The organism is Nocardioides sp. J9, assembly GCF_007829375.1.
Lineage (GTDB): Bacteria > Actinomycetota > Actinomycetes > Propionibacteriales > Nocardioidaceae > Nocardioides.
This window is the reverse complement of sequence record NZ_VLJQ01000001.1, coordinates 145,545-167,224: the sequence shown is the minus strand read 5'-3', so window position 1 is coordinate 167,224 and position 21,680 is coordinate 145,545. Positions and strand designations below refer to the sequence as shown.

Below are 21,680 nucleotides of genomic sequence, written 5' to 3'. Positions count from 1 at the left end.
CGGCCACGAGGCCGGGGGCACGGTGGGCCGCAGCACGAGGGAGAAGGTGACCGCGGTGCCGGGTGGCGTCTGCCACGTCCGGTCCAGCCGGCCGCGTCCGGCGGCCTGGTGGTCGGCGACGACGACCAGCCCCTCCGGCGCACCGGCGCGGGCGCGATCCGCGGCGACCTCGTTGGTCGAGGGGGCCTCGGGCAGCAGCTCGAGCGTCGCGCCGGGCGTCAGCGCGAACGCAGCCTCCAGCCGGTCGCCGTCGAGTGGTCCACGCTCTGGGTGCTGGTTCGAGCCGAGAGTCACGGGCACTACCCTGTCGCAGCAGGCGCCGCGAGGAAACCCCGGGGGCGCCGTAGAACGAGGAGGCAACGTTGTGACCGCCCAGCCGCAGCCGGCAGAGATCGACATCCACACCACGGCCGGCAAGCTCGCCGACCTGGACCGCCGGACCGACGAGGCCGTGCACGCTCCCGCCGCGAAGGCGCAGGAGAAGCAGCACGCCAAGGGTCGCAAGACCGCCCGGGAGCGCATCGAGCTGCTCTTCGACGAGGGCTCGTTCGTCGAGCTCGACGAGTTCGCCCGCCACCGCTCGACCGCCTTCGGCCTCGAGAAGACCCGTCCGTACGGCGACGGCGTCATCACCGGCTACGGCACCATCGACGGCCGCCAGGTCTGCGTGTTCTCGCAGGACTTCACCGTCTTCGGCGGCTCGCTCGGCGAGGTCTACGGCGAGAAGATCACCAAGGTCATGGACCTGGCGATCAAGTCCGGCTGCCCGATCATCGGCATCAACGAGGGCGCCGGCGCCCGCATCCAGGAGGGCGTCGTCTCGCTCGGCCTGTACGGCGAGATCTTCCGCCGCAACGTGCACGCCTCGGGCGTCATCCCGCAGATCTCGATGATCATGGGCAACTGCGCGGGCGGCCACGTCTACTCCCCCGCCGTCACCGACTTCACGGTGATGGTCGACCAGACCTCGGCGATGTTCATCACCGGCCCGGACGTCATCAAGACGGTCACCGGCGAGGACGTCACCATGGAGGAGCTCGGCGGCGCCCGGGCCCACAACACCAAGTCCGGCAACGCGCACTACATGGCCTCCGACGAGGAGGACGCCATCGAGTACGTGAAGGCGCTGCTGTCCTACCTGCCGCAGAACAACCTGGACGAGGCACCGTCGTACGACGAGCCGGTCGACCTCGAGCCCACGGCCGAGGACCTCGCGCTGGACACGATCATCCCGGACTCGCCGAACCAGCCGTACGACATGCACGACGTGATCACCACGATCGTCGACGACGCGGACTTCCTCGAGGTCCAGGCGCTGTTCGCCCCGAACATCATCACCGGCTACGGCCGCGTCGAGGGTCGCCCGGTCGGCATCGTCGCGAACCAGCCGATGCAGTTCGCCGGCACCCTCGACATCGACGCCTCCGAGAAGGCGGCGCGCTTCGTGCGCTTCTGCGACGCGTTCAACATCCCGGTGCTGACCTTCGTCGACGTCCCGGGCTTCCTGCCGGGCGTCGACCAGGAGCACCTCGGCATCATCCGCCGCGGCGCGAAGCTGATCTACGCCTACGCCGAGGCGACCGTGCCGCTGGTCACGATCATCACCCGCAAGGCCTACGGCGGCGCGTACGACGTGATGGGCTCCAAGCACCTCGGTGCCGACATCAACCTGTCCTGGCCCACCGGCCAGATCGCGGTGATGGGCTCGCAGGGCGCGGCGAACATCATCCACCGGCGCACCCTGGCCGAGGTCGAGAAGGCCGGCGGCGACGTCGAGGCGAAGCGTGCCGAGCTGATCGACGAGTACGAGACCACGCTCGCGAACCCCTACATCGCGGCCGAGCGCGGCTACGTGGACGGCGTGATCAAGCCGCACGAGACCCGCGCCGAGGTCGTCAAGGCGCTGCGCCTGCTGCGCACCAAGCGCGAGACGCTGCCGCCGAAGAAGCACGGGAACATCCCGCTGTGAGCGAGCAGGAGACGGCCGGGCAGGCCGGGCAGGCAGAGCAGCCGGCTCCCGAGCCGGCCCAGCCGGTGCTGCGCATCATCACGCCGCACACCACGCCGGAGGAGGTGGCCGCGATCGTCGCGGTCCTCGCCGCCGTCGGCGGKGSCGCCCCCGCGCCGGAGCCGCCGCGCTCGGAGTGGGCCCACCCGGCCCGCCAGGTGCGGAGCACCCCGGGTCGGGGACTCCCCCACGGGCGGGGTGCGTGGCGCTCCAGCGGCCTGCCGCGCTGAGCATCCGCGACCGAACGCACGGACCCACGGATCCACTGCTCCACGGATCGACGACAGCAGCGCCCGGCCTCCCGGCCGGGCGCTGCTGCTTTGTGGGACCTGCGCCCCGCCTCAGGCGAAGAACACCCGCAGGTCCGCGACGACGTCGTGCGGGACCTCCAGCGCGGCGTAGTGGCCGCCGCGCGGGTGCTCGCTCCAGTGCTCGATGCCCTTGTTGTCCCGCTCGGCCAGGCTGCGGATCGTCTGGAAGTCGTCCTTGAACACCGCCACCCCGATCCGGCCCTCGCTGACCACGGGCTCGGCGCCGGCGTGCTGCTCCTCGTAGTGGTAGCGCGCGGCCGAGCCGTAGGKGTTGGTCAGCCAGTACAGCGTCGCCTGGGCGAGCACCTGCTCGGCGGTGACCAGGCTGGTGCCGTTGCCGAAGCTCTCGAAGAGCTCGCTGTAGGCCAGCGTGCCGACCGGCGAGTCCGCGAGCGCGGCGGCGACCGTCTGCGGCCGGGTGCCGTTCATCTGGTTGTAGCCGCCGACGGACTGGAACCACTGCATGTGCTCGAGCGCGGCGTACTCCTTCGGGCCGAAGCCCTCGAACTCGGCCGGGTCACCGGAGGGGAAGGAGAAGAGCTGCAGCACGTGCGCGCCGCGGAAGCCGTCGGGGTTCGCGACCGCCAGCTCGCGGCCGACCATCGCGCCGCCGTCGCTGCCGTGGACGCCGTAGGAGTCGTAGCCCAGGCGGCGCATCAGCACGTCGTACGCCGCGGCGACCCGCTTCATCGTCCAGCCGGTGTCGACGACCGGCGTCGACCAGCCGAAGCCCGGCATCGACGGGACCACGACGTGGAAGGCGTCCTCCGCGCGACCGCCGTGCGCCTCGGGGTCGACCAGCGGGTCGATCATGTCGAGGAAGTCGAGCAGCGAGCCGGGGTAGCTGTGCGCGAGGAGCAGCGGCGTGGCGTCCTCGTGCTGCGAGCGCACGTGCAGGAAGTGGATCCGCTGCCCGTCGACCTCGGTCACGAAGCCGGGACGGGCGTTGATCCGCGCCTCGACAGCACGCCAGTCGAAGTCCTGCCGCTGCGCGACCATCGAGCGCAGGTACGACGCCGGGGTGCCGTACTCCCACGAGTCGCCCGGCACCTCCGGGGCGAAGCGGGTGCGGGCCAGGCGCTCGCGGAGGTCGTCGAGGTCGGCCTGCGGGACGTCGATGCTGAAGGGGGTGATCTGCTCGGTCATGGCGGTGCCTCTTCCTGGTTGGTTCCGGGGGATTCCGGGGGTGTCCTGCTTCCTGTCTCCGACGGTAGAAGCCATTGCGGAACGGTTCGTTCCTGATAGAACAACGATGTGCGCACGACTTCCGGACGCCTCCTCGACCTGCTCGGCCTGCTCCAGTCGCGGGTGGAGTGGACCGCCCCCGAGCTCGCCGCCCGGCTCGACGTCACCGCGCGCACCGTGCGCAACGACGTGGCGCGCCTGCGCGAGCTCGGCTACCCGGTCGACGGCATCCGCGGCCGGGCCGGCCACTACCGGCTGGGGGCCGGCGCCAAGCTGCCGCCCCTGCTGCTCGACGACGAGGAGGCGGTCGCGGTCGCGGTCGGGCTGCGCACCCTCACCGGCGTCTCCGGCTTCGAGGAGAGCGGTGCTCGCGCCCTCACCAAGCTCGAGCACGTGCTGCCCGACCGGCTGCGCCGGCGGGTCACCGCCCTGCGCGACGCGACCGAGGCCGGTCCGGTCAACACCGACTCCAACGTCGAGGACCCCGAGGTCGACGCCGGCGTGCTCGCGGAGATCGCCGACGCGATCCGCGACCACCGCGGCCTGCGGGCCTTCTACGGGCCCGACGAGGCCCGGGTCGAGGTCGAGCCCTACCGGCTGGTCGCCTGGCAGCGGCGGTGGTTCGTGGTCGGTCGCGACCCCGCGACGGACACGTGGTCGCCGTACCGCGTCGACTGGCTGACCCTGCGCCTGCCCGGTGGCCGCAGCTTCTCGCCTGCCCCGCTGCCCGGCGACCTCACCGACCTCGTCGTGCGGGAGGTGGCGCGCACCGGCTGGGCGGTGCACGCCCGGCTGGTCATCGACGCCCCGTCCGGGGAGGTGCTCGCCCGGATCAACCCCGCCGTCGGCGTGGTCGAACCCCGAGCGGACGGGCGGTGCGTGCTCGTGACGGGCGGCGACAGCCTGGAGGTGGTCGCGGTGTGGATCGGGATGCTCGGCCTCGACTTCACCGTCGAGAGCCCGGCGGAGCTGGTCGAGCACCTGCGCGTCCTGGCCGAGCGATATAGCGGTGCGGTCGTCGGTTCCACCTCCTAGGGTCAGGGCCATGACGCGACTCGTGGACGCCCGCACCGACCAATTCGTCGAGGACATCGCCGCCCTCGACCCGCTCACCGCGACCTTCAGCGGCATCGCCGGCCACGACGGCGAGCTGCCCGACCTCTCCCCCGACGGCTACGCCGCGCGCGAGGAGCTGCACCGCCGGGCGCTGGCGGAGGTCGAGGCGATCGAGCCGGTCGACGAGCGGGAGCAGGTGGCGAAGGACGCCTTCCTGGAGCGGGTCGGGCTGATCGTCGCCCGCGCCGACGCCGGGGTCGAGCGCAGCGAGTTCTCCGTGATCAGCAGCGCCGCGCACGCGATGCGCGAGGTCTTCGACCTGATGCCGACCGAGACGGCCGACGACTGGGACGCGATCGGCAGCCGGATGGCCAAGATCCCCGCGGCGCTGGAGGGCTACCGCACCACCCTGCTCGAGGAGGCGGGGGCGGGGCGGGTCTCCGCCCGCCGTCAGTACGCCGAGGTGGTGACCCTGGTCCGCGGCTGGACCGGCCAGGAGGGCGGCGCCGGCGACTACTTCCTGCGCGTCGTGGCCGACGCCCCCGAGCCGGTCCGCCACTCGCTGACCCGGGCGGCCGAGCAGGCCTCGGCGGCGTACGCCGACTTCGGCCGCTTCGTCGAGACCGAGCTCCAGCCGCGTGGCCGCGAGGTCGACGGCGTCGGCCGCGAGGCCTACTCGCTGGCGTCGCGCTACTTCCTCGGCGCGGAGATCGACCTCGAGGAGACCTACCGCTGGGGCTGGGAGGAGCTCGTGCGGATCGAGGCCGACATGGCGGCCACCGCGCAGCGCATCGTCAGCGGCGGGTCCGTCGCCGATGCCGTCGCGGCCCTCGACGCCGACCCGGCGCGCGACTGCGGCAGCCGCGAGGCCTTCCAGGCGTGGATGCAGGCGAAGTCCGACGAGATCCTGACGGCGTTCGACGGCGTCCACTTCGACATCGCCGAGCCGATCCGCACCCTGGCGTGCAAGGTGGCGCCGGTCAACGACGGCGGCGCGTGGTACACGCCGCCGTCGGAGGACTTCTCGCGCCCCGGCACCATGTGGTTCTCCTTCACCGACGACCACGAGCGCTTCTCCACGTGGCGCGAGACCACGACCGTCTTCCACGAGGGCGTGCCGGGCCACCACCTGCAGTGCGCGCAGGTCGTGCACCGCGCCGAGCTGCTCAACCGCTGGCAGCGGCTGCTGTGCTGGGTCAGCGGGCACGGCGAGGGCTGGGCGCTGTACGCCGAGCGGCTGATGGACGAGCTCGGCTACTTCGAGGACCCGGGCGACCGGCTGGGGTTCCTCGACATGCAGGGCTTCCGGGCCGCGCGGGTGATCGTCGACATCGGCGTCCACCTCGGCCTGACCGTGCCGGCCGACAACCCGTTCGGGTGGCGTCCCGGCGAGACGTGGAACGCCGACCTCGTCCTCGAGTTCATGCGGGCGCACTCGCGGATGGACGACGGGTCGCTGCGCTTCGAGGTGAACCGCTACCTCGGCTGGCCGGGCCAGGCGCCGTCGTACAAGGTCGGCGAGCGGATCTGGCTGGACGCCCGGGCGGAGGCGCAGGCCCGGCACGGCAGCTCCTTCGACCTCAAGGCCTTCCACACCGCGGCGCTGGACCTCGGCGCGCTCGGGCTCGACCCGCTGCGGGCCGCGCTCGCCCGGATCTGACCGGGTCGTGACCACCCTCGAGCCGGAGGTCGCGCGGCGGATGGCGCTGCGCGCCCAGCTGCTCGACGGCCGGCGCGGCCGGTCCGTGCCGGAGGCCGTCGACGAGCTGTTCGTCCTGCAGGTCGACCCGACGGCGGCCGTCGCGCCGAACGTCGACCTCGTGCTGTGGTCCCGGCTGGGTGGCGACTACGAGCGCTCCGACCTCACGTTCGCCCTCGAGGCCGAGCGCTCGCTGGTCGAGCACTGGTCCTGGGTGCGGCCGGTCGACGACGTCGGCCTCCTGCTCGCGACGATGCCGGGCGACCTCCACCCGAGCGTGCACGAGTGGCTGGCCGCCAACGCCGGCTTCCGCGCCGACGTGGTGGCCCGGCTCGCGGCCGAGGGCCCTCAGACGGCGCCCGGGGTCCCCGACACCTGCCAGGTGCCGTGGGCGTCGAGCGGGTGGAACAACGACAAGAACGTCAACCGGATGCTCGAGCTGCTCACCGTCCTCGGCGACGTCGCGGTGAGCGGGCGGCGGGGCCGCCTGCGGGTCTACGACCTCGCCGAGCGCGTCTACCCCGCCGACCTCGTGGTCCCGCCGCCCGACGAGGCGCGGGCCGCGCTGGAGCAGCGCCGCCTCGCCTCGCTCGGCATCGCCCGGGCGTCGTCGAAGGACAGCGGCGGGGAGCAGGTCGGCGCCGGCGGGGCCGGCGAGGAGGTCACGGTCGCGGGTGTGGCCGGCGCGTGGCGCGCTGACCCCGACGCGCTCGCCGCGGCGGACGAGCCGTTCGAGGGCCGCTGCGCCCTGCTCTCGCCCTTCGACCGCCTGGTCAGCGACCGGGACCGCGCGCTCGACCTGTTCGGGTTCGAGTACGTGCTGGAGATGTACAAGCCCGCGGCGAAGCGGCGCTGGGGCTACTTCGCGCTGCCGATCCTGCACGACGACCGGCTGGTCGGGAAGCTCGACGCGAAGGCCGACCGCAAGGCGGGGGTGCTGCGGGTGCACGCGGTCCACGAGGACTTCCCGTGGGACCCGGAGGTCGGCGACGCCGTGGAGGCCGAGGTCGACGCGCTGGCCGCGTGGCTCGGCCTCGAGGTCGTGCGGGGCTGATCCCCGCCGGGACGCACCGGCGGCGTCGTTAGGGTGGGCGCGTGCCGACCCTCGTGCTCGCCTCCGCCTCCCCCGCCCGCCTGGCGACCTTGCGCAGCGCGGGCCTGGACCCGCAGGTCGTGGTCTCCGGCGTCGACGAGTCCCAGGTCTCCGGCGTGCCGCCGGCCGAGCTGGCGCTGCGGCTGGCGCAGCTGAAGTGCCGCGCCGTCGCCGGTGGTGGCGAGGTGCCCGCCGACGCCGTGGTGCTGGGCTGCGACTCGGTGCTGGAGCTCGACGGCGAGCCGCTGGGCAAGCCCGGCACTCCCGAGGAGGCCACGGCACGGTGGCAGGCGATGCGCGGCCGCTCCGGCGTGCTGCACAGCGGCCACTGCCTGCGCGACGTCGCCACCGACCGCGAGGTCGCCGCGACCGCCTCGACCACCGTCCACTTCGCCGAGGTGGACGACGACGAGGTCGCGGCCTACGTCGCGACCGGCGAGCCGCTGCACGTCGCCGGCGCGTTCACCGTCGACGGCCTCGGCGGCGCGTTCGTGCGCGGCATCGAGGGCGACCACCACAACGTCGTCGGCGTCAGCCTCCCCCTGCTCCGCGACCTGGTCCGGGAGCTCGGGCACTCGTGGACCGATCTCTGGGCGCGCTGACCGCGCTCGCGGTCGCACTGGCGCTCGCGCCGGGCCTGCTCGCCCCGGCCGCCGCCGACGAGCCCGGACCGCCGCTGGCCGGGACCGCCGTGAGCGGCAGCCCGGCGCGCGACGCTGCGGACGCACCGGAGCTGGCGACCGGCCGCTACCTCGACCGCCTGCCCGCGCACGGCGTGCGCACCTACCGGCTGCCGCGGACCGCGCCCGGCAGCACCTTCCACGTGGCCGCGATGTACGTCGGCGCCGGCGACTCCGTCGGGACCGGCCTGCGCATCGAGGTCGGTACGACGCCGGGCGACCGCGGCTGCGGCAGTGGCGGCGTGTTCCGGCCGACCCTCGGCGAGCGGGCCCCGGTGCTGCTCGCCGCCACCTCGACCTGGACCGACGTCGGCGACCACCCCTGCGCGACGGCCGACGAGCTCTTCCTCACCGTCGGCGCCCCCGCCGACCCGGCCGACGCGGGCCGGGCGGTGGAGGTGCGGGTCTTCGAGGAGCCGGCGGTGTCCGAGCACAACCTCGGCCTGCTCCCCGCTCCGGCGGCGCCGGAATGGGAGCCGCTCGAGCCGGGCCGGGCGCGTCCCGTCGCCGCGGGCACCACGCCGACCAACGCCCCCGTCGTCACCGACGGCAGCCACCGGCTGGTCCTGCGGCCCGGCCGCACCGCCGTGCTCGCCGTGCCGCTGGGCTGGGACCAGTCGCTGCAGGCCCAGCTCGACGCCCGGCTCCCGGCGGGTGCGCCCGACCCCGGCGGCATCAGCGTCGAGGTCGTCACGCCGTTGCTCGGCACCAGCGCGGTGCCCCTCGCGGAGGGGTCGGCCGACCGGCCGGCCGACTGGCGGACGCGGGGCGTCCGCGGTGGCCGGCTCCGCACCGGCGCGCAGTCCCAGGTCGTGGCCTACGCGCACCGCGACTCCTACGACAGCACCCTCACCAGCGCCTCGCTCGCGGGCGTCCACCACGTGCTGGTCCGGTGGTCCGCGGGCGATGCCGCAGGTGCGCAGCTGCGCGGCGTGCGGGTGGCCGCGACGCTCACGCTGCGCACCACCGGCGAGCCTGGCGACGGCGTCCCCGCCTACACCCCGTCCACCCTGCCCGCCCCCGAGGCTGGCTCGCGCCTGGTCGACGGCACGCTGCCGGAGCCGGCGCCGCAGGGGCCGGACGCGCGACCGCCCGCCGCAGCGGACGACGACTCCGTCGTACCGCTGGGCGGGCGGGGGCTGGCCGTCGCGGCGCTCGCAACCGGGCTGGCCGTCGTGGGCCTGCTCTGGCTGCGGCGCCGCCGTGGCTGAGACTGGTGCGGGGCTGGTGCGGGTTACTCGACCGGCAGGCCGAGGCCGCGGGCGATGAGCATCCGCTGCACCTCGGAGGTGCCCTCGCCGATCTCGAGGATCTTGGCGTCGCGGTAGAAGCGGGCGACGGGGTACTCCTCCATGAAGCCGTAGCCGCCGAAGACCTGCGTGGCGATCCGGGTCGCGGTGACCGCGGACTCGCTGGTGTAGAGCTTGGCGACCGACGCGGCCTGCTTGAACTCCTTCATCGACGGGCCGCGGCCACCGAGCATCGCGTCCTTCATCGCCGCGGCGCGGTAGGTCAGCATCCGCGAGGCGTGCAGCATGACCTCGAGGTCGGCGACCTGGAAGGCCACACCCTGCTTGCGCCCGATCGGGCCGCCCATCGTCTGGCGGTCCAGGGAGTACTCCACGCACACGTCGACGCAGGCCTGGATGAGGCCGACGGCCAGCGCCGCGATGGCGACGCGGCCGTCGTCGAGGGTGGCCAGGAACTGGGCGTAGCCGCGACCACGCTCGCCGAGCAGGTTGCCCTCGGGCACCCGGCAGTCGGTGAACGTCAGCGGGTGGGTGTCGGAGATGTGCCAGCCGAGCTTGTCGTAGGCCGGCTCGGCGACGAAGCCCGGCGTGCCGGCCGGGACCATGATCGCGGAGATCTCCGGGCGGCCGTTCTCGGCGACACCGGTGCGCGCGGTCACGGTGACCACGGAGGTGATGTCGGAGCCGGAGTTGGTGATGAACTGCTTGCCGCCGTTGACGATCCACTCGCCGTTCTCGAGCTCGGCGCGGGTCTTGGTGGCACCCGCGTCGGAGCCGGCGCCCGGCTCGGTGAGGCCAAAGCCGGCGAGGCGCTGGCCGGACACGAGGTCGGGCAGCCACTGCTGCTTCTGCTCGTCCGAGCCGTAGGTGAGGATCGGGTTGATGCCCAGGCCGACACCGGCCTCGAGGGTGATCCCCATCGACTGGTCGACGCGGCCGAGCTCCTCGATGGCCAGGCACAGCGAGGTGAACGGGCCGTCGGCCGGGTCGATCCCGGCGCCGCCGTACTCCTCGGGGGCGGTGAGCCCGAACAGCCCGAGGTCGCCCATCTTCTGGACGACGTCGGTCGGGAAGTGGTGGGCCTTGTCCCACCCGGCGACGTGGGGCTTGATGGTGGCCTCGGCGAAGTCCCGGACGGTGCGCCGGAACTCCTCGTGCTCGCGCGACAGCTCGAACTGGGTCATGCGGGCCATCCTACGGCCCGAGGTTAACGTTTGTTAACCCCCGAAGGTGGTGCGGTACGACGGCGGGCCGGGACCACCCGGGCGTGGCCTTCGCCACACTCCCGTGGTTCCCTGGCGGCGAGTGACGCGGGGATCGGCCCCGGGCGGCCCCGGCGGCGGCTCGCGTGCTGTTCTCAGGACGGACCGCGAGCGGTCCGGGACGACCCTGCCCCTAGACTGCCCGGGCAGTTCGCACAACAGTTGTTACGCCAGTCGATACGCCCCCGAGCAGGAGAGTTCAGCGTGCCTGAGACCAAGCCGTTGCAGAAGGTCCTCGTCGCCAACCGCGGCGAGATCGCCGTACGGGTCATCCGTGCCGCGAAGGACGCCGGCATCGGCAGCGTCGCCGTGTACGCCGAGCCCGACGCCAACGCTCTGTTCGTGCGCCTGGCCGACGAGGCCTACTCCCTCGAGGGCTCGACCCCGGCCGACTCCTACCTCGTGATCGACAAGATCATCGACGTCGCCAAGCGCTCCGGCGCCGACTCGGTGCACCCGGGCTACGGCTTCCTCGCCGAGAACGCCCAGTTCGCCCAGGCCGTCATCGACGCCGGGCTGACCTGGATCGGCCCCTCCCCCGAGGCGATCGACGGCCTCGGCGACAAGGCCAAGGCCAAGCAGATCGCGCTCGCCGCCGGCGCTCCGCTCGCCCCGGGCCTCAAGGACCCGGTCAAGGACGCCGACGAGGTCGTCGCGTTCGCCGAGGAGCACGGCCTGCCGGTCGCCATCAAGGCGGTCTTCGGCGGTGGTGGCCGCGGCCTCAAGGTCGCGCGCACCCTCGAGGAGATCCCCGAGCTCTACGAGTCCGCCGTGCGCGAGGCGGTCGCCGCGTTCGGTCGCGGCGAGTGCCTCGTCGAGAAGTTCCTCGACAAGCCGCGCCACGTCGAGACCCAGTGCCTGGCCGACAAGTACGGCAACGTCGTGGTCGTCTCCACCCGCGACTGCTCGCTGCAGCGCCGCCACCAGAAGCTGGTCGAGGAGGCCCCCGCGCCGTTCCTGACCGACGAGCAGAACCAGCGCCTCTACGAGTCCTCGAAGGCGATCCTGCGCGAGGCCGGCTACGTCGGCGCCGGCACCTGCGAGTTCCTCGTGGCCGCCGACGGCACCATCTCCTTCCTCGAGGTCAACACCCGCCTCCAGGTCGAGCACTGCGTCTCCGAGGAGGTCACCGGCATCGACCTGGTGCGCGAGATGTTCCGCATCGCGGCCGGCGAGGAGCTCGGGTACGACGACCCGGAAGTCCGCGGCCACTCCATCGAGTTCCGCATCAACGCCGAGGACGGCGGCAACAACTTCATGCCCGCCCCGGGCACGCTCACCGCGTGGAACCCGCCGCAGGGCCCCGGCATCCGCGTCGACGGCGGCTACGAGAACGGCGAGACCATCCCGGGCGCGTTCGACTCGCTCATCGCCAAGCTCATCGTCACCGGCAAGGACCGCACGCAGGCCATCGAGCGCTCGCGCCGCGCCCTCTCGGAGTTCGAGGTCGACGGCATGCCGACCGCGATCACCTTCCACGAGGTCATCGTCAACGACCCCGCCTGGGTGGCGTCGTCCAACCCGACCGGCGAGGGCTCCTTCGACGTCTACACCACGTGGATCGAGACCGACTTCGACAACACCATCGAGCCCTACCAGGGCAACGTCGGTGAGGCCGAGGAGGCCGGCGAGAAGCAGAAGGTCGTCGTCGAGGTCGGCGGCAAGCGCATCGAGGTCGCCCTCCCGGCCGGCCTCGCGGGCCTCGGCGGCGGTGCCGTGGCCGGCGCCAAGAAGCCGAAGCGCGCCGGTGGCAAGAAGGCCGGCGCCGCCGCGTCCGGTGACTCCGTCACCTCGCCGATGCAGGGCACCATCGTCAAGGTCGCCGTCGAGGAGGGCCAGGAGGTCACCGAGGGCGACGTCGTCGTGGTCATCGAGGCGATGAAGATGGAGCAGCCGCTCAAGGCCCACAAGGCCGGCACGATCACCGGCCTCTCGGCCGAGGTCGGCGCCACCGTCGGCAACGGTGAGGTCGTCGCCGAGATCAAGTGACGGCTGCAGGAATCCCCGGCTGAGCGGGGATTCCCGCGCTTGATGACGTTTGCAACGGCCACCAAGCGCAAGAAGACGTCGACAACCCCCACCGGCCCTGGCCGGTGGGGGTTGTTCCGTAGGGTGGCGCCGTGAGCCAGCTGCGTGATCCCGCCCACCGGGTGAGTCCCCGGGCCCGCACCCTGTGGCAGCTCGRGGCGSCCGCCGAGGCCACCTTCACGATCGCGGTCGGCGTCGTCGCCGCCCTGTTCTGGCTGCCCGGCGGCGCGCTGCGCTGGGCCCTGGTGGGCCTGCTCGTCCTCGTGTGCGCCGGCCTGGCCACGATCGTGCCGCTGTGGCGCTACCAGGTCCACCGCTGGGAGGTGTCCCCGACCGCGGTCTACACGCAACGCGGCTGGTGGGCCCGCGAGCGGCGGATCGCGCCGATGTCGCGGGTGCAGACCGTCGACTTCGCGCAGGGCCCGCTGGCGCGGCTGTTCGGGCTCGCCACGGTCACGGTGACCACCGCCTCGGCCGCCGGGCCATTGCAGATCGACGGCCTCGACCAGGCCGTCGCCCTCTCCCTCGTCGACGAGCTCACCCGCAAGGCCGACCTCGTGGAGGGCGACGCGACGTGAGCACGGACCCGACCGGGACTCCCCCGCCCGGCTCGCCTCCGCCGCCCCCACCGGGACCGTACCCGCCACCACCGCCGCCGGGCGCCTGGCCGCCCCCACCACCCGGCCCCGGGCAACCGCCGCCGCAGGACTGGGCCCCGGCACCGGACGCGCCGGCCGGACCGGACGAGCCGGCGTGGCAGCGCCTCGACCCGCGGATGCTGCTGGTGCACCCGATCACCGAGCTGGTGAAGTTCCTGCCCGTCCTCATCGGCCTGCTGGTCGCCGGCGGGGCGTCCGGCACCGGCCCGTGGGCGCTGCTCGGCGTGGGCTTCCCGGTCGGCTTCGGCGTGCTGCGCTACCTGACCACGACCTACCGCGTGACACCGGCGCGCGTCGAGCTGCGCCGTGGCCTGCTGCACCGCCACACCCTGTCCACCCCGGTCGACCGGGTGCGCACCGTCGACCTCACCGCGTCCCCGATCCACCGCGTGCTCGGCCTCGCCACGACGGTCATCGGCACGGGCAGCGTCGCCACCGGCGAGGACGACCGTCTGCTGCTCGACGCCCTGCCCCGCGAGCAGGCCGCCGCCCTGCGCGGCCGGCTGCTCTCCGTGGCCACCGGCGAGCCCGGGCCCGACGGCGCAGCAGGTACGACGGACGTCGTACCCGAGCGGGTCGTGGCGCGCTTCTCCCCGCGGTGGCTCTGGTACGCGCCGTTCAGCAGTGCGGTGCTGGTGGCGACCGGTGCCGTGCTCGGCACGGCCGCGCCCCTGCTCGAGTCGGTCGAGCTCCGGATCGACGAGGAGGACCTCGACTTCTTCTCCCCGGCCCTCGGTGCCGCCCTGGCCGCCGGCGCGCTCGTCCTCGTCGCGGCGCTCGCGGTGGCCGGGTACCTCGTGCTCAACGGGGGCTTCACGCTGACCCGCCAGGAGTCCACCTGGCACGTGGCCCGCGGGCTGCTCACCCACCGCGAGACCAGCATCGACGTCGTCCGCCTCGCCGGCGTCAGCATCGCCGAACCCGCGGCGCTCCGCCTGGCCCGCGGGCGCCGGCTCACCGCCATCGTCACCGGGCTCACCGGCAGCCAGCAGGCCTCGACCGTGCTCCTCCCGCCGGCACCGCGCGACACCGTCGTCGCGGCAGCGGCGTCCGTGCTCGGCGCGCCCGAGCCGGCGTCCGGCCTGTTGCGCAGCCACGGCCGCGCCGCGACCACCCGCCGGTTCACCCGCGCCCTGATCGGCTCGCTGCCCCTCGTGGCCGCCGTCGTGGTCGCCGTCGCCGCCGGCGCCCCGGCCGGGCTGCTCGTGCTGGCCGCGCTCGTCGTGCTGGTCGCGCTGGCGCTCGCCGCGGACCGGGCCCGCTCCCTGGGGCACGCGCACCTCGCGGGGCACGTCGTCGCCCGTTCCGGCTCGCTGCTGCGCCGCCGCGCCGCGCTGGCCGACGAGCACGTGATCGGGTGGAACCTGCGCGCCACCTGGTTCCAGCGCCGTGCCGGGCTGGTCACGGTCGCCGCCACGACGGCCGGCGGCGACGGCCAGGTCCGCGCCCTCGACGTCCCCGAGGACGACGCGCTCGCCCTCGCCCAGGCCGCCACCCCCGGCCTGCTCGACGAGTTCCTGGAGGAACGATGACCGAACCGACCAGCACCGGACCGACCAGCACCCCCGACGGCACCTACGCGCCCGAGCGTGACGGCGAGCCGGACCCGGGCGAGGTCGTGTGGGCGTGGGTGCCCTACGAGGACGACCCGAGCCAGGGCAAGGACCGGCCGGTGCTGGTGATCGGCACGGAGACGGCCGCCGACGGGCAGGAGATGGTGCGCTGCCTGGTGATGACCAGCAAGGACCACGACCGCGACGCCGCGCAGGAGGCGTCCGTCGGCCGGTACTGGATGGACGTCGGCAGCGGCGCCTGGGACCCGCGAGGGCGGCCCAGCGAGGTCCGGCTCAACCGGCTGCTGGTCATCCCCGCCGCGACGGTGCGGCGCGAGGGCGCCGCGCTCGCGCCGGAGGTCTACGCCGCGGTGATCGAGGCGCGACGCCCGTTCGTGTCCTGACCCGGCCGATCACCGGCCGGCAAGCGGTCACCGGAGCAGGAAGGACGCCCGCCAGGTCTTGCGGTCGCGCGGGCTGACCATGCCGGCCTCCTCGAGGACCGGCACGACCTTCTCCCCCATCCACGCGATCGTCTCGCGGTAGGCCTCGTTGCCCAGCGCCTGGCGCCGCGCCTCGGCCGGGTCGAGGCCCACGGCGGCGTACACCTCGGGGTGGACCAGCGAGCGCATGGTCACGAACGCGACCTGCGCCGTCAGCGCCTGGTGCCAGCGCAGCTGCGTGCGGCCCATTCCGCGCACCGCGGCGGCGAGCTCGTCGCGGGCGAAGGCGACGTGCCGCGCCTCCTCGGTGACGTGGATCCGGGCGATCATCCGGGCCAGCGGCTGGACCCGCTCGTCGCGCATCAGGTCGCGCTGCCAGCGGTCGACCGGCTCCTCGCCGATGAGGATGCCGGCGTACGCGCTCGGGCCGCGCAGGGCGACCTGGCCCAGGCGCGCCAGCTGCTTCGGGACCCGGCGCGGCCCGTACGCCGGCACGCCCATCGCCTCGATGGCGCGGCCGAACATCACCGTGTGCCGGGTCTCGTCGCCGACCTCGGTGAGCATGAACTGGGTGCGCGCCGAGCGCGGGTCGGCGTCGTAGGTGTCGCGCAGCAGGACCTGCATGAGCACGAGCTCGAACCAGATGCCGACGCTGACCATGCTCGCGACCTCGTGCAGGGACAGCTCGCGCTGCTGCTCCTCGCTCAGCCGGCGCCACAGCGGGGTGCCGTGGAGCGACATCCGCTCCGGCTGCATCCACCACAGGCCCGGAACGGGCGGCGCGCCCCAGTCGAGGTCGACGTCGGGGTCGTAGGACTGGCGAGCGCTCGAGCGCAGCAGCCGGGCGGCGAGCGCCTCGGCACCGTCGGTCGGGGCGGGGTCGGTCAGCGTCATCGGGCGGCCCTCCGCAGATAGATGTTACTACCGGTAACGTGTATCGTCGTTCGCATGCCCCCCCACGTCAAGAGCGACGGACGCACCACCCGCTGGGACGAGCACCGCGCCGGCCGCCGTGCCGACTTCGTGCAGGCCGCGATCCGCGCGATCGACCGGCTCGGCCCGGACGCGTCGGTCGCCGACATCGCCGCCGAGGCCGGCGTCTCCAAGCCGGTCCTCTACCGCTACTTCACCGACAAGTCCGAGCTGCACGCCGCGGTCGGCGCCTGGGGCACCGACCTCGTGCTGGAGCGGGTCATGGCGTCGGTGCTGGTGCCCGCCCCCGCCCGCGACCGGGTCACGGCGGGTGTCCAGGCCTACCTCGACACCATCGCCGAGCACCCGCAGGCGTTCCTGCTGCTCACCCGCCAGCACGCGGGCGGCGACCCGCTCGCGCCGGGCAAGGACCAGATCGCCGCGAAGCTCACCCGCCTGCTCGGCGACGCGCTGCGGGTGCTCGGCGGCGACGCCGGCGCGGCCGAGCCGTGGGCGCACGCGATCGTCGGCCTGGGCAGCTCGGTGGGCCAGTGGTGGCTCGAGCGGCGCACGATGTCGCGGGCCGCTGCGGCGTCGTACCTCGGCGAGTTCATCTGGCACGCCCTCTCCGGCGCGGCCGCCGAGCACGGCGTCGACCTCTCCGCCCTTGACCCGGGCGGGGACGACAACGTCCGCCCGCTGCGCCGCGAGGCCGAGCAGTGACCCTCGTCCACGAGCCCCGCGAGGCCTACGACGGCCCCGCGACCGTCGACCTCGACGGCGCCGCCCACGACGTCACCGTCACCCTGCGCGGCGCCTTCCAGCCCCTCGACGGCCGCTTCCACTGGTACGGCCGCCTCACCCCCGGCACCCCCGTCGACGACGCCCGCAGCGGCACCGAGGTCGTCCTGCGCACCCCGCACGGCCACGCCACCGCGCGCCTCTCCGACAAGGACACCTGGGGCCGCTACCGCCTCACCGGCACCGGCACCCCGCCCTTCTGACCCACCGCTCCCCCACCACGACGCACGCCCCTCCGCCCCGCGAGGTGTGACACTTCGCCCCGGGAAGTGTGACGGTTCGCGCCGCGAAGTGCGTGTTCTGGCTGCGCGAGGTGCGCCTTGTGGTGGCGCGAAGTGTCGGTCGTGGCGGTCCGAGGTGTCGGTCGTGGCGGTACGACGCCGCGCGCCGACGTCGCGGGCGCCGCCATCCCTCACACCTCGCGCCGCCATTCCTCACACCTCGCGGCACCATCCCTCACACCTCGCGGCACCATCCCTCACACCTCGCGGCACCATTCCTCACACCTCGCGGCGCCACAACACGCACCTCGTCGTGGCGAGGGGGCGGGTCAGGCGGGGGTGACGATGACGTTGACGGCCTCGACGCCGGAGTCGGGGGCGGCGCGGTAGGCGTGGGGGCGGTCGGCGGGGAAGCGGACGTGGTCGCCGGACCCGAACGGGAGGCGGCGGTCGTCGTACTCCACCTCGCCGGTCCCGGAGAGCACGACGAGCTGCTCCTCCACGCCGCTCACGTGGGCGGGCGAGCGGCGCTCGGCGCCGGGGGCCAGGCGCAGCAGGTAGACCTCGGTGGTGCGGCCGGGCTCGCGGACCACGCGGACGCGCGTCGCGACGATGCCCTCCCCCGACACGACCGCGCCGTCGTGGTCGTCGAGCAGCGCGGCGAGGGGGACGCCGAGCGGGCGGGCCACCGCGTAGAGCGTGTCGAGCGTGGGGTTGCGCCGCCCCGTCTCCAGCTCCGAGAGCGAGCCCTTGCCGATGCCGGCCTCCGCGGCGAGGCCGGACAGGGACAGGCCGCGCGCCTCGCGCAGCGCCCGGATCCGGGCGCCCACGCCCGCCCCGGGTGAATCCGCTCGCGCCATCGCCGCCGCCCTCGTAGAGTGTTCCGTATACAGAACGCCGCGCGGGTGACCGCCGGCAGGGCGGACGAGGAGGCGGCGTGTCCGAGGAGACTACCCACGGGCCGGTGCTGGCCGGCGTGGTCACGGCGGTCGTGGGCTTCAGCAGCTCCTTCGTGGTCGTCCTCGCCGGGCTGACCGCGGTCGGCGCCTCCCCCGACCAGGCCGCGTCCGGCCTGCTCACGCTGCTGGTCACCCAGGCCGCCGGGATGCTGTGGCTCTCGGTGCGCCACCGCACCCCGGTCGTGCTGGCCTGGTCGACGCCGGGCGCCGCCCTGCTCGCGTCCGCCACGGGCGTCACCGGCGGCTGGCCGGCGGCGGTCGGGGCGTTCGTCGCCACCGGTGTGCTCATCGTGCTCACCGCGCTGGTGCCACGGCTCGGCGACCTGGTCGCGGCGATCCCGCCGAGCCTGGCCCGGGCGATGCTGGCGGGCGTCCTGCTCCCCCTGTGCATCGCGCCGGTCACCGCCCTCGTCGACGCCCCGGAGGCGGTCGCGCCGGTCGTCCTGACCTGGCTGGTGCTGCTGCGCCTCGCACCGCGGTGGGCGGTGCCCGCGTCCCTGGCCGTCGCGCTCGGGATCGTGCTGGCGACAGCCCACGTCGACGCCGCTGCCCTCGCCCCGACGCTGGCCTGGACGACGCCGCACTGGTCGGTGCCGGCCCTGGTCGGCGTCGCCGTCCCGCTGTACGTCGTCACGATGGCCTCGCAGAACGTGCCGGGTGTGGCCGTCATGGGGACCTTCGGCTACCGCGTGCCGTGGCGGGAGACGCTGGCGGTCACCGGCATCGGCACGGTGGTGGGCGCGCCGACCGGTGGCCACGCGATCAACCTCGCGGCGATCAGCGCCGCCCTCGCGGCCGGTCCGGCGGCCGGACCCGACCGCAGCCGCCGCTGGGTCGCCGCGGTCAGCGCGTCGGTGACCTACCTCGTCCTGGCGGTCGCCAGCAGCGCCCTGGCCGCGATGGTCGCGGCCGCGGAGGACGGGTTGATGCAGGCCGCGGCTGGCCTGGCCCTGCTCGGCACGCTGGGTGGGGCGCTCGCGGAGGCGCTGGCCGACCCGCTCGAGAGGGAGGCCGCCGCCGCGACGCTCGTGGTGGCCGCGTCCGGGGTCACCGTGCTGGGCATCGGCGCCGCGTTCTGGGCGCTGGTCGTCGGCCTGGGCTGCCGGGCGGTGCTGCGTCGACCGGACGCGGAGGCTCAGACCTCGCAGCCGCGCCGGACCTCGGCCGAGCAGATGTCGGCGCCGCCACCGCCGTAGGCGACATCGCGGCCCCGGCCGCCCTCGAGGATGTCGGTGCCGCCCAGACCGAGGAGGCGGTCGGCGCCGGGACCGCCGGAGAGGTACTCGTTGCGCCCCGAACCCGCCAGCACGTCGCGGTGCGCGGAGCCGAGGGCGATGCTGACCGAGCGCAGCGCCGCGACGCCGCGCTTGCCCCAGCGGGCCTTCCCGCGCGCGAGGTCGACGCTCACGCCGCGGGCGAAGCCCTGGAAGCTGATCGCGTCGTCACCGGCGCCACCGTCGACGGTGGGCCGGGCGTGGACGGACCGCACGACGAAGGTGTCGTCGCCACCGACACCCCACGCGACCGACCGGCCGTCCCGGAGCCGGATCTCGTCGTCGTCCGCGCCGCCGTGGCCGCGGGCACCACGCGAGAGCTGGAGCACGTCGCGCCCGGGACCACCCCGGGCGGTCCCCCGCTGCACGATCAGCAGGTCGTCGCCGGCGCCACCGATCGTCGTGCCGCCTCCGGCGACGAGGACGTCGTCACCGCCGTTGCCGATGATCGTGTCCGCGCCCGCGACGCCGACGAAGCGGTCGCGCCCGGGTCCGCCGACCATCGTGTCGGCGTCCGCCGTGCCCTGCACGGTCTCCACGCGGGTGTAGGTGTCGTGGCCGTCTCCGTCGACCGTCCCGGCCGCCCCGTCGACGGTGACCGGGTGCAGCGAGGTCAGGTAGGTCAGCAGGTCGTCGCCGGCCCCACCGTCGATGACGTCGTCCCCGGCGCCACCGTTCAGGGCGTCGGCGCCGCCGCCACCGAGCAGGCGGTCGTTGCCGGGCCCGCCGGGGATCCGGTCGGCGCCGCCCTGGCCGTCGAGCAGGTCGTTGCCGTAGCCGCCGGACAGCGTGTCGCGACCGCCGCCGCCGCACACCACGTCGTCGCCCGCGCCGCCACGGAAGACGTCGTCACCCGGGCCGAGCCAGACGACGTCGGCGAGCGGCGTGCCGTCGAGGTCGTCGTCGCCGTCGGTGCCGACGATGGTCGCGGTGAGGCCGTGGCAGGTCGGCGGGAGCGCCGATGCCGGCGCGGCGATGCCGACGACGCCGGAGAGGGCGAGCGGGAGCCCGGCCAGCAGGACCGGTACGACGAGGGGCGAGGTACGCACACCCCTACCTGTCGCGAGCGGCCCCGGCCGTTACACGAACCGGAACAGGGTGGAGAACAGCCCCATCCGCGAGCGGAAGTCGGAGCCGTCGACCGTCAGCGTCTTCTTCGTGCCGGTGATCCGCACGCTCAGCGCGCGCCCGCCGTAGCGGCCGTTACCGTCGCGCTCGGTGACCGCGAGACCCGTGACCGTGCCGACCGCGGGCCAGGCCCGCTGCACCTCGGCAGCGGTGACCGTGTCGGTCCACGGGCGCAGCGGGTCGTAGGTGTCCTGCTTCGCCTTCAGGTAGGCCTGCGTCCCGGCCACCGTCCAGCCGCCGTTGCTGGAGCTGAACTGGGTGAATGCCGGCTTCCCGCCGTAGGTGCGGACCTCGCCGGCGGTCGCGGCGACCGCAGCGGTCGTCGACGACACCTCGGCCCCGACCCCGCCGTACACCTGCGACTGGGTGGTGTCGTAGACGTCGAAGTGGCCGCGGCCGCCGGCGTCCCGCTCGAAGGCGGCGTAGGTGCGGGCCGCGACGGCCTGCGCCCGCAGGGCCGCGCGGTGCCAGGTCGGGTAGACCTCGAGCGGCACGACGCCCTTGAGGTAGTTGTCCATGCTCAGCACGTTCACGACGACGCGCTTGCCGTCGACAGCCGCCGAGCGCAGCCGGCCGCGGTAGACCTTCGCCCCCGAGCCGAGGTAGAGCCTCATCGAGGTCGCCATGAACTCGGCCTCACCGGGGATGCGGCGCACCACGGTCCAGCCGGTGTCCTTGCCGCGCACCGACACCACGGTCGTGGAGTTGTCGGCCGAGCCGGAGAGCCGCCAGCGCCAGGCGTCCTTCTGCTCCAGGGGGTACGACGTCCCGGTGCGTGTCGAGCGCACGGTCAGCCCCTTGCGGTGGTCGATCACCAGCCCCGGCCGGGTGGCGGCGGTGAGCAGCACCCGGACGGCGCCCTTGGCGGTGCCGACCGACGTGCCCGGGTAGTAGAAGGCGAGGATCTGCCGGTAGGTCAGGCCCTTCGACGCGGCCCCTTCGGCACCCCACTGGGACATGCCGCGGCCGTGCCCGTTGCCGTAGCCCTCGAGCGACCAGGAGGTCGGTGCAGCGGCGGCTGGAGAGCTCGTCGCGACCGGTACCACCGCCAGCGGGAGGACGGTCGCGAGGGCGGCCAGGAGGGCGCGGGCGGGCAGGCGCATCGTCCGACGATAACCCGTGGTTCAAGGGTCTCCGCAGTCGCAAACTAGGATTCAT

The 21,680-nt window shown here is 74.2% G+C and carries 21 protein-coding genes; 14 read left to right on the top strand and 7 right to left on the bottom strand.

The window, feature by feature from the left end; all coding sequences use genetic code 11:
* Nucleotides 1–294 (bottom strand): biotin--[acetyl-CoA-carboxylase] ligase (locus tag L615_RS23970; RefSeq protein ID WP_396954671.1); only part of this gene is annotated, 294 nt, incomplete at its 3' end.
* A gap of 70 nt (nt 295–364) precedes the next feature.
* Between L615_RS23970 and L615_RS00755 the strand changes: the two genes are divergently transcribed.
* Complete coding sequence (locus L615_RS00755; protein ID WP_028653976.1) at nt 365–1,969, top strand: acyl-CoA carboxylase subunit beta; 1,605 nt, start codon at nt 365–367, stop codon at nt 1,967–1,969.
* Complete coding sequence (locus L615_RS00750; protein ID WP_145723770.1) at nt 1,966–2,238, top strand: acyl-CoA carboxylase epsilon subunit; 273 nt, start codon at nt 1,966–1,968, stop codon at nt 2,236–2,238. The genes L615_RS00755 and L615_RS00750 overlap by 4 nt, the downstream gene beginning before the upstream one ends.
* Nucleotides 2,239–2,349: 111 nt before the next feature.
* Here the strand turns inward: L615_RS00750 and L615_RS00745 are convergent, their stop codons facing one another.
* Nucleotides 2,350–3,465 carry an epoxide hydrolase family protein gene (locus tag L615_RS00745; protein ID WP_145723769.1) on the bottom strand — a complete coding sequence of 372 codons (1,116 nt, stop codon included), beginning with the start codon at nt 3,463–3,465 and terminating at the stop codon, nt 2,350–2,352.
* Between the two features lie 108 nt (nt 3,466–3,573).
* Between L615_RS00745 and L615_RS00740 the strand changes: the two genes are divergently transcribed.
* The 5 genes from L615_RS00740 to L615_RS00720 are packed head-to-tail and all read left to right on the top strand — an operon-like array spanning nt 3,574 to nt 9,243.
* Nucleotides 3,574–4,539: a YafY family protein gene (locus L615_RS00740; RefSeq protein WP_145723768.1), complete on the top strand. Its 966-nt coding sequence runs from the start codon at nt 3,574–3,576 to the stop codon at nt 4,537–4,539.
* Between the two features lie 10 nt (nt 4,540–4,549).
* Nucleotides 4,550–6,220 (top strand): DUF885 domain-containing protein, encoded by a 1,671-nt coding sequence (locus L615_RS00735; protein ID WP_145723767.1) that lies wholly within the window; start codon nt 4,550–4,552, stop codon nt 6,218–6,220.
* A 7-nt stretch (nt 6,221–6,227) separates the two neighbouring features.
* Nucleotides 6,228–7,313: a DNA glycosylase AlkZ-like family protein gene (locus L615_RS00730; RefSeq protein ID WP_261376510.1), complete on the top strand. Its 1,086-nt coding sequence runs from the start codon at nt 6,228–6,230 to the stop codon at nt 7,311–7,313.
* A gap of 41 nt (nt 7,314–7,354) precedes the next feature.
* Nucleotides 7,355–7,954: a nucleoside triphosphate pyrophosphatase gene (locus L615_RS00725; RefSeq protein WP_028653970.1), complete on the top strand. Its 600-nt coding sequence runs from the start codon at nt 7,355–7,357 to the stop codon at nt 7,952–7,954.
* Nucleotides 7,930–9,243, top strand: coding sequence for a hypothetical protein (locus L615_RS00720; RefSeq protein WP_145723766.1), 1,314 nt, complete (start codon nt 7,930–7,932; stop codon nt 9,241–9,243). The genes L615_RS00725 and L615_RS00720 overlap by 25 nt, the downstream gene beginning before the upstream one ends.
* A gap of 23 nt (nt 9,244–9,266) precedes the next feature.
* On the opposite strand, the gene L615_RS00715 is transcribed toward L615_RS00720, so the two are convergent.
* A complete protein-coding gene (locus L615_RS00715) occupies nt 9,267–10,466 on the bottom strand; it encodes an acyl-CoA dehydrogenase family protein (protein WP_036516331.1) in 1,200 nt (399 codons plus the stop codon).
* 300 nt (nt 10,467–10,766) lie between these two features.
* Here L615_RS00715 and L615_RS00710 point away from each other — a divergent pair, with 300 nt between their 5' ends.
* From L615_RS00710 to L615_RS00690, 4 genes are all read left to right on the top strand, one after another.
* Entirely contained in the window at nt 10,767–12,533 is a 1,767-nt protein-coding gene (locus L615_RS00710) for an acetyl/propionyl/methylcrotonyl-CoA carboxylase subunit alpha (protein WP_396954679.1), read from the top strand.
* 131 nt (nt 12,534–12,664) lie between these two features.
* The gene (locus L615_RS00705; RefSeq protein ID WP_145723764.1) at nt 12,665–13,150 is read left to right on the top strand and encodes a PH domain-containing protein; all 486 of its coding nucleotides are present in this window, start codon (nt 12,665–12,667) and stop codon (nt 13,148–13,150) included.
* A gap of 197 nt (nt 13,151–13,347) precedes the next feature.
* On the top strand, nt 13,348–14,763 hold the full coding sequence (locus L615_RS00695) for a PH domain-containing protein (protein WP_036516330.1): 1,416 nt from the start codon (nt 13,348–13,350) through the stop codon (nt 14,761–14,763).
* The gene (locus tag L615_RS00690; protein ID WP_145723761.1) at nt 14,760–15,188 is read left to right on the top strand and encodes a type II toxin-antitoxin system PemK/MazF family toxin; all 429 of its coding nucleotides are present in this window, start codon (nt 14,760–14,762) and stop codon (nt 15,186–15,188) included. Before L615_RS00695 ends, L615_RS00690 begins: the two co-directional genes overlap by 4 nt.
* 27 nt (nt 15,189–15,215) lie before the next feature.
* On the opposite strand, the gene L615_RS00685 is transcribed toward L615_RS00690, so the two are convergent.
* Entirely contained in the window at nt 15,216–16,121 is a 906-nt protein-coding gene (locus L615_RS00685; protein ID WP_051485339.1) for a diiron oxygenase, read from the bottom strand.
* A 54-nt stretch (nt 16,122–16,175) separates the two neighbouring features.
* Here L615_RS00685 and L615_RS00680 point away from each other — a divergent pair, with 54 nt between their 5' ends.
* The gene (locus tag L615_RS00680; RefSeq protein WP_186449658.1) at nt 16,176–16,862 is read left to right on the top strand and encodes a TetR/AcrR family transcriptional regulator; all 687 of its coding nucleotides are present in this window, start codon (nt 16,176–16,178) and stop codon (nt 16,860–16,862) included.
* On the top strand, nt 16,859–17,143 hold the full coding sequence (locus L615_RS00675; protein WP_145723759.1) for a DUF4873 domain-containing protein: 285 nt from the start codon (nt 16,859–16,861) through the stop codon (nt 17,141–17,143). Before L615_RS00680 ends, L615_RS00675 begins: the two co-directional genes overlap by 4 nt.
* A 347-nt stretch (nt 17,144–17,490) precedes the next feature.
* On the opposite strand, the gene L615_RS00670 is transcribed toward L615_RS00675, so the two are convergent.
* Nucleotides 17,491–18,021: a helix-turn-helix domain-containing protein gene (locus L615_RS00670; RefSeq protein WP_028653960.1), complete on the bottom strand. Its 531-nt coding sequence runs from the start codon at nt 18,019–18,021 to the stop codon at nt 17,491–17,493.
* Between the two features lie 77 nt (nt 18,022–18,098).
* Between L615_RS00670 and L615_RS00665 the strand changes: the two genes are divergently transcribed.
* Nucleotides 18,099–19,316: a benzoate/H(+) symporter BenE family transporter gene (locus L615_RS00665; RefSeq protein WP_145723758.1), complete on the top strand. Its 1,218-nt coding sequence runs from the start codon at nt 18,099–18,101 to the stop codon at nt 19,314–19,316.
* Here the strand turns inward: L615_RS00665 and L615_RS00660 are convergent.
* Nucleotides 19,256–20,443, bottom strand: coding sequence for a calcium-binding protein (locus tag L615_RS00660; protein ID WP_145723757.1), 1,188 nt, complete (start codon nt 20,441–20,443; stop codon nt 19,256–19,258). The genes L615_RS00665 and L615_RS00660 overlap by 61 nt on opposite strands.
* Nucleotides 20,444–20,473: 30 nt before the next feature.
* Nucleotides 20,474–21,625, bottom strand: a complete 1,152-nt coding sequence (locus tag L615_RS00655) for a SpoIID/LytB domain-containing protein (protein ID WP_145723756.1) — start codon at nt 21,623–21,625, stop codon at nt 20,474–20,476.
* Nucleotides 21,626–21,680: the final 55 nt, after the last annotated feature.

What these genes read in the sequence shown, in the direction of transcription:
- L615_RS00735 (WP_145723767.1), top strand. Translation starts at nt 4,550, where the DNA reads ATGACGCGACTCGTGGACGCCCGCACCGACCAATTCGTCGAGGACATC.
- L615_RS00715 (WP_036516331.1), bottom strand. Translation starts at nt 10,466, where the DNA reads ATGACCCAGTTCGAGCTGTCGCGCGAGCACGAGGAGTTCCGGCGCACC.
- L615_RS00695 (WP_036516330.1), top strand. Translation starts at nt 13,348, where the DNA reads ATGCTGCTGGTGCACCCGATCACCGAGCTGGTGAAGTTCCTGCCCGTC.
- L615_RS00690 (WP_145723761.1), top strand. Translation starts at nt 14,760, where the DNA reads ATGACCGAACCGACCAGCACCGGACCGACCAGCACCCCCGACGGCACC.
- L615_RS00685 (WP_051485339.1), bottom strand. Translation starts at nt 16,121, where the DNA reads ATGACGCTGACCGACCCCGCCCCGACCGACGGTGCCGAGGCGCTCGCC.
- L615_RS00680 (WP_186449658.1), top strand. Translation starts at nt 16,176, where the DNA reads ATGCCCCCCCACGTCAAGAGCGACGGACGCACCACCCGCTGGGACGAG.
- L615_RS00670 (WP_028653960.1), bottom strand. Translation starts at nt 18,021, where the DNA reads ATGGCGCGAGCGGATTCACCCGGGGCGGGCGTGGGCGCCCGGATCCGG.
- L615_RS00655 (WP_145723756.1), bottom strand. Translation starts at nt 21,625, where the DNA reads ATGCGCCTGCCCGCCCGCGCCCTCCTGGCCGCCCTCGCGACCGTCCTC.